Origin of the sequence: Methylosinus sp., from assembly GCF_036560965.1 — a bacterium.
Lineage (GTDB): Bacteria > Pseudomonadota > Alphaproteobacteria > Rhizobiales > Beijerinckiaceae > Methylosinus.
The window spans coordinates 26,450-36,956 of the sequence record NZ_DATBQF010000074.1 but is presented as its reverse complement, the minus strand read 5'-3'; the positions used below and the strand labels follow the sequence as shown (position 1 = coordinate 36,956).

The 10,507-nt window shown below is 63.6% G+C and carries 9 protein-coding genes; 8 read left to right on the top strand and 1 reads right to left on the bottom strand.

Translation table 11 applies throughout. The features are described 5' to 3' along the window. The first annotated feature begins 258 nt into the window (after nucleotides 1–258). The 3 genes from repA (at nucleotide 259) to repC (ending at nucleotide 4,061) form a co-directional block, all read left to right on the top strand. On the top strand, nucleotides 259–1,443 hold the full coding sequence (repA, locus tag VIF40_RS19480) for a plasmid partitioning protein RepA (protein WP_331939176.1): 1,185 nt from the start codon (nucleotides 259–261) through the stop codon (nucleotides 1,441–1,443). Continuing rightward, nucleotides 1,440–2,459, top strand: coding sequence for a plasmid partitioning protein RepB (repB, locus tag VIF40_RS19475; RefSeq protein ID WP_331939175.1), 1,020 nt, complete (start codon nucleotides 1,440–1,442; stop codon nucleotides 2,457–2,459). Before repA ends, repB begins: the two co-directional genes overlap by 4 nt. Before the next feature lie 255 nt (nucleotides 2,460–2,714). Continuing rightward, a complete protein-coding gene (gene repC / locus VIF40_RS19470) occupies nucleotides 2,715–4,061 on the top strand; it encodes a plasmid replication protein RepC (RefSeq protein WP_331939174.1) in 1,347 nt (448 codons plus the stop codon). A gap of 17 nt (nucleotides 4,062–4,078) precedes the next feature. Here the strand turns inward: repC and VIF40_RS19465 are convergent, their stop codons facing one another. Beyond that, nucleotides 4,079–5,185 (bottom strand): tyrosine-type recombinase/integrase, encoded by a 1,107-nt coding sequence (locus tag VIF40_RS19465; protein WP_331939173.1) that lies wholly within the window; start codon nucleotides 5,183–5,185, stop codon nucleotides 4,079–4,081. 202 nt (nucleotides 5,186–5,387) lie between these two features. Between VIF40_RS19465 and VIF40_RS19460 the strand changes: the two genes are divergently transcribed. From VIF40_RS19460 to VIF40_RS19440, 5 genes are all read left to right on the top strand, one after another. Next, nucleotides 5,388–5,636, top strand: coding sequence for a DUF4160 domain-containing protein (locus VIF40_RS19460; RefSeq protein WP_331939172.1), 249 nt, complete (start codon nucleotides 5,388–5,390; stop codon nucleotides 5,634–5,636). Continuing rightward, nucleotides 5,629–6,042, top strand: a complete 414-nt coding sequence (locus tag VIF40_RS19455; RefSeq protein WP_331939171.1) for a DUF2442 domain-containing protein — start codon at nucleotides 5,629–5,631, stop codon at nucleotides 6,040–6,042. Before VIF40_RS19460 ends, VIF40_RS19455 begins: the two co-directional genes overlap by 8 nt. Before the next feature lie 780 nt (nucleotides 6,043–6,822). Next, the gene (locus VIF40_RS19450) at nucleotides 6,823–7,119 is read left to right on the top strand and encodes a hypothetical protein (protein ID WP_331939170.1); all 297 of its coding nucleotides are present in this window, start codon (nucleotides 6,823–6,825) and stop codon (nucleotides 7,117–7,119) included. Nucleotides 7,120–7,237: 118 nt separating this feature from the next. Further along, complete coding sequence (locus VIF40_RS19445; protein ID WP_331939169.1) at nucleotides 7,238–9,436, top strand: outer membrane protein; 2,199 nt, start codon at nucleotides 7,238–7,240, stop codon at nucleotides 9,434–9,436. Between the two features lie 287 nt (nucleotides 9,437–9,723). Beyond that, nucleotides 9,724–10,455: a class I SAM-dependent methyltransferase gene (locus tag VIF40_RS19440; RefSeq protein ID WP_331939168.1), complete on the top strand. Its 732-nt coding sequence runs from the start codon at nucleotides 9,724–9,726 to the stop codon at nucleotides 10,453–10,455. The last annotated feature ends 52 nt before the right edge of the window (nucleotides 10,456–10,507 follow it).

The following is a 10,507-nucleotide window of genomic DNA, read 5'->3' as shown; positions in this document are numbered from 1 at the left end:
GGAGCGCGTCGCAAGCGGGTCATATCTGGCGATGGAAGCGCCGATATCGTCTCGCGTTCGGCGATGCGGCGGTGAGGCGCTCGGGGCGGCAGTTGCCAACTGGCAACTTTCTCGCGCGGCGCGCGGACAGAATGATTAAGCGCGGTTAACCCTAATGTTGTTGCATGAAAGACAGAATCAGGTTCTGATTGTTACGGATCAGAGGCGCGATTTGCGATTTCTGCGTAGCTTTATTCCAAAGCGGAGAAACGGTCGACCATGGACGCCGCCAAGCCGAATATGACCTCGGTCATTGCGGGAGACGGGAGCGCATTGTCGCAGGAGCTCAACCGACTCCGCAAGACGCTGTTTCCTCCCGAATCAAAAAAGGCTTTGAGGCGCTTTTCGTCCGGCGAGGCCGCAAAGCTGATCGGGGTCGCGGACGGCTACTTGCGTCAGCTGTCGTTGGGAGGGAAAGGCCCGCAGCCGGAGATCGGCGTCGGCGGGCGTCGCTCATACAGTCTCGACCAGATCAACGAATTGCGTAAGCTTCTGGAAGAGGGCGGGAAAGGTAAGCGCTATCTTCCGCAACGGGCCGGGGATGAGCAATGCCAGGTCCTTTCGGTCGTCAATTTCAAAGGCGGCTCGGGCAAGACGACGACGGCCGCGCATCTCGCCCAATTTCTGGCGCTCGAGGGTTATCGGGTGCTGGCTGTCGATCTCGATCCGCAGGCGTCGTTGACGGCTCTGCACGGCTATCAGCCAGAGTTCGACATTGGACCGAATGAGACGCTGTATGGCGCCATTCGCTACGATCACGAGAGGCGCTCACTCGAGCATATCGTCCGATCGACTTACTTCTCTGGTCTGGATCTCGTGCCGGCGAATTTGGAGCTCATGGAATTCGAGCACGACACGCCGAAGGCGCTCGTCGAAGGAGAGACGGAAGCTTTCTTTGGTCGAATTGCGACCGCGCTGGGAGAGGTCGATCATCGCTACGATGTGATGATTCTCGATTGCCCGCCGCAGTTGGGCTTCTTGACGCTCGGGGCGCTATGCGCCGCCACGTCGATCCTCATCACGGTTCATCCGCAGATGCTCGACGTGATGTCGATGTGCCAGTTCCTGCTGATGGCGTCGGATCTGTTGTCGGTGGTTCAAGAGGCCGGGGCAGATATCGACTATGATTTCATTCGTTACGTCATCACACGGTACGAACCTTCCGACGGCCCGCAGACCCAGATGGTCGCGTTCATGCGATCGCTTTTCCGCGAACGGGTTCTGACAAACGCGATGTTGAAATCGACGGCAATTTCCGATGCCGGCCTGTCCAAGCAAACGCTCTACGAGGTCGGGCGCGAGAATTTCACGCGCGCCACCTATGATCGGGCGCTGGAGTCCTTGGACGCGGTCAATACCGAAATCGAAGCGCTGATGCAGCAAGCATGGAGACGCGCGCCATGAGCCGCAAGGATACACTTCGGGCTCTTTTGACAGCGAAGGAGCGGTGGTTGCCAGATGGCAACTCTGTCGATGCTGATCTGGTCGAAGCGACCAGCGCCGCCGATGCGCCCAAGCAATTGGTTCGCTCTGGGGCGGTCGGCGCCATGGGCCGGTCCCTGGGAAAGCTCGCGCATGCCGCCGAGGAGGCGCGGGCGCTGATCGCCGCGGGCGACACAATCGTCGAAATAGAGCCCGGTCTGATCGACTCGTCCTTCATCACCGACAGGCTCGGAGAGCCCTCCGAAGAACATGCCGCGTTGGTCGCCTCGATTCGGGACCATGGGCAGCAAGTCCCGGTTCTGGTTCGCCCGCACCCAGAGACGCCGGGCCGTTACCAAGTGGCGTATGGTCATCGGCGTCTACGCGCGGCGATCGAGATCGGACGCCCCCTACGCGCGGTCGTTCGCGAGCTTTCCGATCCGGAGCTCGTCGTCGCGCAAGGGCAAGAGAACTCCGCCCGCCTCGAGCTCAGCTACATAGAGCGAGCGATGTTCGCCGTGGGCATCGAAGACCGAGGTTTTGAGCGCGACGTGATAATGGCTGCGCTCAGCATCGAAAAAACGCAGCTGTCGCGCCTGATATCCATCGGGCGGACGATCCCCCACAAAGTCGTTCAATTGATCGGGCCGGCTCCCAAGACCGGGCGCCCGCGCTGGTCGCTGCTGGCCGAAAAACTGGCCTCACAAGATGTCGATCCGATCATTTCCAGGCTCACCGACGATCAAGCCTTTGTCTCGGCCGACAGCGACGCCCGTTTCGTGTTCTTTTTGGCGGCTCTGACCGAAAAGCCGCGAAATAGAGCGGAGAAAGAAAGCTGGAGCAATGAGGAGGGTCGACAAATCGCCACCGTCCAACGAGGGACTGGGCGTGTGACTTTCGTCGTGGACGAAAAAGCCGCCCCCGATTTCGGAGCGTTCCTGCTGCAGCGCTTGCCGAGACTTTATAGAGACTACCGCGAGGGCCACGAACCCGTCTGAAACGACGGTCGAACGGGCAAATTTTCTCGAATGAATGACCCGTTCGATAGGAGCCCGCTTCGCAGTCGAAAGTAGCGAGTTCGTTAGTCCGAACAGTCACGAGGTGAAACCGCAAAAGAAAAGGCCCCCGAAACGTTTCCGTCCGGAAGCCTCTCCAAAGTTCGCACCTTAAGAGAATCACTTCCGCGAATCGCTGTCAAGAGTCGGCGCCGTTTTGGTGAGCGAGTTTCTTTTGCCTGAACGAGGCAAAGGATCATGCAGACACGTCCAACGACGCCCTTCGGGCGGCGGCCACTGTCGCTCGCCATGGTGGCGAGCCAGACCGCGACCGAACGCTTCGCCGCAAAGCCGGGCGCATCCGAGACGGTCGTCCACAAATGGCGATTGTTTCGGGCGCTCACCGAGGCCAAGGAGCCGCTCGGCGTCACCGAGCGCGCGCTATCGGTATTGCACGCGCTTCTGAGCTTCCATCAGGAGACGGCTCTCACTTTGCCGGGGGGCGAGTCGACGTCTACCGAAGCAGGCTCCGCCAGCTCCGGCATTGTCGTGTTTCCCTCCAATAAGGAGCTCTCGATCCGCGCTCATGGGATGGCGCCGGCGACGCTGCGGAGGCATCTCGCCTGCCTCGTCGACGCCGGCTTGATCATCCGCCGCGATTCGCCGAACGGCAAGCGCTTCGCCAGGAAAGGGCAGGGGGGCGCGATAGAGGACGCTTTCGGCTTCGACCTCGCGCCGCTCGTGGCGCGGGCGGCCGAAATCGAGAACCTCGCCGAGGAGGTGCGGGCCGAGAACCGTGCGATCGCGCTGCTGCGCGAGAAGATCACGCTCACCCGCCGCGACATCGTCAAAATGATCGAGACCGGAGTGGAGGCGGGCGTTTCTGGCGACTGGGAGAGCTTTCATCTGCTCTACGCGGAACTCTCCGGCCGTTACGCGCGGCGGCTTTCGCGCCGTGATCTCGAGGCATTGGCCGGCGAGCTTGCCGCATTGGCGGCAGAAATTCACAAGCTGTTGGCAATACACATAAAAGCCCAGAATATGAGCGGCAATGAGTCTCAAACTGAGCGTCACATACAGAATCAAACCACAAATATCTCTGATCTTGAACCTGGCCTTACGAAAGGCAGGGCCGGTCCGACCGAGCCGGATCTCGAAGCGACCAATGCTCCGGTCGAGCGGGACGCTGAACCAGCTGTGCAGCCGGCGATGCGGGAGTCTCGAAACGGGGATTCGAAACCGCCGGTGCGAGCCTATCCTCTCGGCATGGTGCTGGAGGCCTGTCCAGACATCGTCGATTACGCCAGGGCGGGCGAAATTTCCTCGTGGCGGGATTTGGCGAGCGCCGCGGCGACGGCGCGCTCGGCGCTCGGCGTTTCGCCGGACGCCTGGGCGCTGGCCTTGGATGTTTTGGGCGAGCATGACGCGTCGATCGTCATCGCGGCAATTCTGCAACGCGGCGAGGAAATCAAGAGCGCCGGCGGATATTTGCGCACGCTGACCGAAAAGGCCAGGGCAGGGGAGTTTTCGCTCGGACCGGCGCTGATGGCGCTGTTGCGCGGGAAGGCGGCCAAAGCGATGCGCGCACGAAAAGCCGCGGGATGAATGCCACCCACAGCCGGTTACAGGCCGGCGGCCTTGGTGAGATTGACGCGGAAGCGGTCCCGTTTGCGCTGATAGCGGCGGGTCATTTCGGCGCTGGCGTGGCCGAGGTGGCGCTGGACATGGGCTTCCTCGATCTGCGCCGAGGAGGCGAGACCGGCGCGCAGCGAATGGCCGGAAAAGGCGAGCTTGCGGGCGCCCTCGGGAAGATCGCCGCGAACGCCGGCGGCGAGCGCGGTTTTCTGCACGAGCCGCGCCACATGCTTGTCGGTCAGGCGCTCGGCGCCGACGCCGCCGTTCTTGCGCGCGATCGCGCGGAACAGCGGGCCGTGGGCGACGCCGCCGATCCGCATCCAGGTCTCCAACATGGCGATAGGGCAGGTGGCCGGGGAGGAGCCGCGGCCGATCTCCACCTCACGCCAGCCGGTCTTCCCGTTGATGGTCAGCAGCAGGCCGCCGTCGTTCGTCGCGGATTCGTCGGCCGCCGTCTCGGCACGACCGAATATTTCGATCCAGCCGCGTCCGTCGTCGCTCTGGTCCGGGCCGCAGTCCAGTCCGACGATCTCCGAGCGGCGCAGGCCGCCGGCGAAGCCGATCGCCAGCATGGCCTTATCGCGCAGGCCGCGCAGATCATTGTCGAGCACGGCGAGCATGGCGCGCAGATCGTCGGCGAAAACAGCCTCCTTCTGCACGGGCGGCCGCCCGTGAGCGCGGCGTATGCCGGCCAGCACGGTCGAGATGTGACGATCGACCGTGTCCAATGGCTCGCCGAGCTGGCGGTAACGCCAGCAAATTCCCGAAAGGCGGCGCTCCAGCGTCGCGACGGAAACCGGCTCCTGTCCGCGTCCGCCCTCCATGCAGGCGGCGAGATAGAGGCCGACGGTCTGCGGGTCGGGCGGCAGGGGATCGAACCCCTGACGGCGCAGCCAGCGGGAGAATTGTCGCCAATCGGCGTCGTAAGCGCGCTGGGTGTTCTCCGAACGGGCGTTGCGGGCGTAATCGCGCGCCTTGTCGCCCAGCGCCGCGAGATGACGATCGGCGCTGCGCGTGTCGACGGCGGACGGCGAGTCGCTCGCCGTGGAAAGAGCGTCTGCGTCGGTCCCTGGCAGCGGATATTCGTCGCGCATCGATGTGGTCTCCGCGCCGATGATTCGGGGTTGTCGATCGCGAGCATGAAGCCGGATTTCCGGTCTGTCCATGGATCGCGCCCGACGCCTTACAAGCGACGGCCGGCAAGCTCCGAGCGGTCTCGGCGGCGATCCGCGGGCGCTCGAGCGCGAAGGCGATGGCCCGGATTGCCGACGCGGCCTCCGTGACAAACCTAAAAGATTGGGTTATTTTTCGCCTATGCCGACGATCCTGCGCCTCGGCGGTCTCAGGATCGTCATCTACCCCAATGACCACCCGCCCGCCCATGTGCACGTCATAGGGCCGGGATGGGAGGTCGTCATCGACGTCGTCCGGCTGGAGCTGCGTGAGGCGATCGGATGCGCGGAACACGACGCCAGACGGAGCTTGCGGCTCGTCGCCGACCATAGAGACGATCTGCTGGAGGCATGGAGACGGATTCATGGCTGATCTGACCAAGCAGCAATTCGACGCGGCGACGGCGCGCGGAGAGGCGCGACTGAAGGGACCCCGCGCCGAAAGCGCGCATTATGACGCCGGGCGCAACCGAGTGGTGATCCGTCTCACGACGGGAATCGAGATCGGCTTTGCGCCCAGGCAAGTCGAAGGACTCGAGCGTGCGAGGGCCGAAGATCTCGATGAGATCGAGATCACGCCAGCCGGGCTCGGCGTTCATTTCCCGAAACTCGACGCGGACCTGTATATTCCGGCATTGCTCGACGGCGTTTTGGGCTCTGCGAGCTGGATGGCGGGCCTGATGGGTCGCAAAGGCGGCAAATCCCGGTCCCCCAGCAAAGCTTCTGCTGCGCGTGAAAACGGGAAGCGTGGCGGCCGTCCACGCAAGACGGCTGCCTGACGCTCGAGACCGCGCGGCCGGGTCGCCGCATGAATGGAATTTTTGCGGTTGTCGAGCAGGGAGGCGGCGGCGCGAGAAGCCTGATCCGCGAGCGGGGATGCGTCTCGATCGCCGAATGCCGCCAACATGCCCGCGGAGGCATTGCGCCGCTCCGGGGCGGAAAAAAACGACAGCCGGGAACGCTGTCCGCTCATTGAACCCGACCGACAGGCCTGGTTTTGCGGCGGTTTCGGAGCATGTCCGATAAGCGCGGATTATCGGACATGAAGCAAGTCGGACGAGTGCGGCGGTTATGCCGCAAATTATCGCGATAAACCGCCGCATCGACGACGGCTTTGGGATTGCGGGCGACGGGGCGACGAGGCGGATATCGCCGATCTCCCCGACCGGAATCGTTTCGGTTCGCGTTGGAAACCGGCCTTCGGTCTGGCCATGCTCGACAATGATTGTCCGTGAGGCGCGACGAGCTGCGACAAAGCGTCGCTCTCGGATGAACGAACCAGAATCGTCGAGCTCCTGCTCCGAGACCGGGAAAGTCTGGCGATGGGCTCGCTCCGATGAAATAGCGGAGGGCCCTCTCGAGCGCGCGCTCAGGGATCGCGCCGATTGACGCTCGGCTGCGCCCGCGTGAGGGTTAGCGTTGATTCTATTTTGGATTCTCCGATGGCTTCGTTGCGGATGTGGCGACAATGGCGAGCGCGCGCGATTATCGCGAGCGCTGTGATTGCTTGTCTCTTCGCGTTGAAAGTCCTGGCTCTCGCGTCATCCCCAGCGCTCGCCATGGATTCCGCGGACAGCGTGGGGCGTGGCGCTTCGATCTCGACTGTCGCCGCCTATTGTGGCGCGCCCAGCCCCGATAACGCCCCGACCGACCGCCATCATGCTCTATGCTGCATTCTCTGTAGCGCGGGCGCTCGCGACACGGCGCCGGATGTCATCGCCCTATTGCCGGACATCGCGCCCTACGCTTCGCTGGAGCCCGGGGCGCTCGTCGTTCCGCTCGTCGAAGGCGATGGCGCCAAACGCCCACCGGGGTGGGCGAGCTCCTGGTCGTCGCGCGCGCCTCCCGGCGTCTGATCCGCCATTTTTTCTGCAAGCTCGACGCCGCTCCGAGGCGCGCCGCGCATCGCCGGTTTTCATCTTTGGTCTTTTGCGATCGAGAGACGCGATTTTCATACGAACAGGGCTCAGACAAATGAAGCCATTCATCATTTTTTCGGCGAGCGCTTTGCCGTTCGTCGCCGGCGCCGCCCTAGCGGCCGATCTTCCCGTGCTCGTGGCGCCGCCGCCTCCGCCGATGTGGACGGGCTTCTATGCGGGTCTGAACGCCGGCGGCGTTCTGGCGAACAATGGCGCGATCGATTATACGACGGCCCCTTCCGTCACCGGCAAATATCTCACCGACCCGGCGAACATGGTGGTTCGCGCGCCGTTCTGGGCGTCGCAGAGCGGCTCGATTCCCGGTGGCGACAATGGCGGATTCATCGGCGGCGCGCAGGTCGGCTATAATTTTCCGACGGGCTATCTGGGCAATGCCCTCGTCGGCGTGGAGGCCGATATACAGGGCCTCGCCTCGGGGAGCGGCAATCGCAATCTCGCAGGGCTCTATCGCAACATGCTCGTCCAAGGCGACAGCCTGCAGAATTCGGTCTATGGCCGTTCGTCCCTCGATTTCCTCGGGACATTGCGCTTGCGTCTCGGCTATCTCGTCGAGCCGAACCTGCTAGCCTACGCCACGGGCGGCCTCGCTTTCGGAGGCGTCGGCGTCCACCATGGGACGTCGTCGCTCTACGCCAACGCCGCCGGCGTCGCGGTGCAAGACGCCATCGGCAATCTCGATATCTCGACCACGCAACCCGGATGGACGATCGGCGCCGGCGTCGAGTGGATGTTCATGCCGCGCTGGAGCCTCAAGGCCGAGTATCTCTACTACGCCTTGGGCAGCGGCAAAATCCGCTCGACCGCGGCCGCCTATCCGATCGGCGTCGCCAACGCGTTCGGAGGGACCAATGGCGCTCCGTCGGACTGGACGATTTCCGAGGTCGCCTCCCCGCGCGTGACCGGCAGCATCGCTCGCGTCGGCCTCAACTATCATTTCAGCTCGGACGCCGCTTCCGTCGGACATTCCAGCGCCGACGAGTCCGGCGGCGACGGAATGCGGGACGGCAAAGAGAACGCCGGGAGCCATGACGAGGTATCCGCGGCCGGCGGACAAGGGGCCGACGGCGAGGGCGGCGGCGGACATCACGGCAGCCAGGAAAAACACGCGAAACACGCAAAGCACGGCGGCAAAGAGAAGGGCGGGGCTCATATGGCGGCGGCTTCCGGAGGGCATTCCGGAAAGGGCGGCGCAGACGGCGGCCATGGCGACAAGCACGGCGCGAAACATACGGTCGTGCCGGCGGGCGTCTATGGCGCGCATATGGTCGGCGCCGGAGAGGTGCGCTTCGCCTACACGCCGAGCTATGCGGTGATGCGGGGCAATTATGTCGGCTCCTCGACGATCGCGCCCGCTCAGGTGACGGCGATCCCCTGGGTTCCCAACAGCAATCTCGCGCTCGCGAACTTCTTGGCCGCCAATCCGACGCGGACGCTGCGAAACGCGCCCGACAATATGAAAATGCAGATGCATATGTTCCACGCCATGTTCGGCGTCGCCGATTGGTTCAATGTCATGGTGATGGGGTCCTTGTCGGACCGAAACATGAGCATGACGGTGTTCCGGGGCCCCAGCGGCTCGACGCCGCTCGGCCCGACGAACTCCGCGACGCAGGGCTGGGGCGACACCTCGGTCCAGGGACTGGTCCGCCTCTATCAGGACGACATCCACCATCTGCACGTGAATCTCGGCGTCAGCCTGCCGACCGGAAGCTATGCGGAGGACATCATCCATCAGCATCCGTCCGGACAGTTTTTCATGAAACGAGCCTATTACGGGCTGCAGCTCGGGACGGGAACATATGACGCATTGTTCGGCTTCACCTACACGGGCAAGCTGGACGCCTGGTCCTGGGGCCTCGTCTATCGCGGACGCGCGGCGCTCGGCGCCAATGATGCGGGCTACTACAGGGGCCTCGCCAACGAGATCTCGTCCTGGGGCGGCTATGAGCTTCTGCCGGGTCTCGCCGCGACCGGGCGCGTGGCGGCGACGATATGGGAGCGCATCTACGGGCATGACGTTCTGATCTGGGGCGCGCAGCAGGGCACTGTTCCCGATTATCAGGGCGGCGAACGCGTGAAGCTGCTCGGTGGGTTGGAATATCTGTTGAAATTCGAGGGCATGAAGCCCATTCGACTCGCTGTCGAGGCGGGAGCGCCGGTCTACCAGCGCCTGAACGGGCCGCAGCTCGGCCAATCATGGGAGCTCAACACTGCGCTGACCTTCGGATTTTAGAAGCAAAGCTCATCGATAAAATTGCAATCCATCGGGCTGACGCCGGGAGCCGCGCCGCGACGAAAAATCCGCCTTGGCGATCCAGCGCCTAGCCGCTGAAGAAACGGTCGAGGCGAAGAAGCGATCGCAGCCGCTGTTTCCGCTGGAAACAGAATAAGGACTGCGTTTCCGGCGAGCGGACGACATTTATGCGGGGGGAGGCGACGGCGGCAATACGCCGCGCCGTCGCCACCCGCTGTCGCTCCAGATACCTCCGGGGCGAGCGGACGACCACATGAGGAGAAAAAATGAACAACGCCATTCGAGCGGCGGTCGCCGCATTTTCCCTGATAGCCGTCGGCCTCGGCGCGCATGTCGCGCTCGCGCAGACCGCCGCGCCCATGGAGCACGACGGCAAGGGCGGTCGTCACGGCGACCATGCGGCGCCCCCTTCCGACGGCGCCTTTCACAAGCGTTTCGACGATGCGGCCAAATGGGCGAAAAAATTCGACGATCCGGAGCGCGACGCCTGGCAGAAGCCCGAGAAGGTCATCGATGCGCTGCATCTCGATCGCGCCGCGCGCGTGGCGGATATCGGCGCGGGCACCGGCTATTTCAGCGCCAAAATCGCCAAGCGCATACCGGGCGGCAAGCTCTACGCCGCCGATGTCGAGCCCGATATGGTGACCTATCTCGGTGAACGGGCCGAGCGCGAACGCCTCGCCAATCTCACGCCCGTCCAGTCCAGCCCAGACAAGGCCAATCTTCCCGAGCCCGTCGATCTCGCTCTCGTCGTCGACACCTATCACCATATCGGAAACCGCACGCAATATTTCACTGCGCTCAAATCGTCGCTGCGCCCGAAGGGACGATTGGCGATCGTCGACTTCAAAGCCGATTCGCCCGACGGGCCGCCCGTGGAGCACCGCATTCCGCCCGAGAAAGTGACGAAGGAGCTCGACGCCGCCGGCTATTCGCTGGTCGAGAAACACGACTTCCTGCCGCGGCAATATCTCCTCATCTATCAGAAGCGCGACTGAGGGCGCGTCTTTCGAACCCGCCGCCGCCGCGGAGTCGCGCGGCCGGCGGCGA

Bases quoted from the DNA above. Each gene is read 5' to 3' on its own strand.
- repA (WP_331939176.1), top strand. From the start codon at position 259: ATGGACGCCGCCAAGCCGAATATGACCTCGGTCATTGCGGGAGACGGG.
- repB (WP_331939175.1), top strand. From the start codon at position 1,440: ATGAGCCGCAAGGATACACTTCGGGCTCTTTTGACAGCGAAGGAGCGG.
- repC (WP_331939174.1), top strand. From the start codon at position 2,715: ATGCAGACACGTCCAACGACGCCCTTCGGGCGGCGGCCACTGTCGCTC.
- VIF40_RS19450 (WP_331939170.1), top strand. From the start codon at position 6,823: ATGGATTCCGCGGACAGCGTGGGGCGTGGCGCTTCGATCTCGACTGTC.
- VIF40_RS19465 (WP_331939173.1), bottom strand. From the start codon at position 5,185: ATGCGCGACGAATATCCGCTGCCAGGGACCGACGCAGACGCTCTTTCC.
- VIF40_RS19455 (WP_331939171.1), top strand. From the start codon at position 5,629: ATGGCTGATCTGACCAAGCAGCAATTCGACGCGGCGACGGCGCGCGGA.
- VIF40_RS19440 (WP_331939168.1), top strand. From the start codon at position 9,724: ATGAACAACGCCATTCGAGCGGCGGTCGCCGCATTTTCCCTGATAGCC.
- VIF40_RS19445 (WP_331939169.1), top strand. From the start codon at position 7,238: ATGAAGCCATTCATCATTTTTTCGGCGAGCGCTTTGCCGTTCGTCGCC.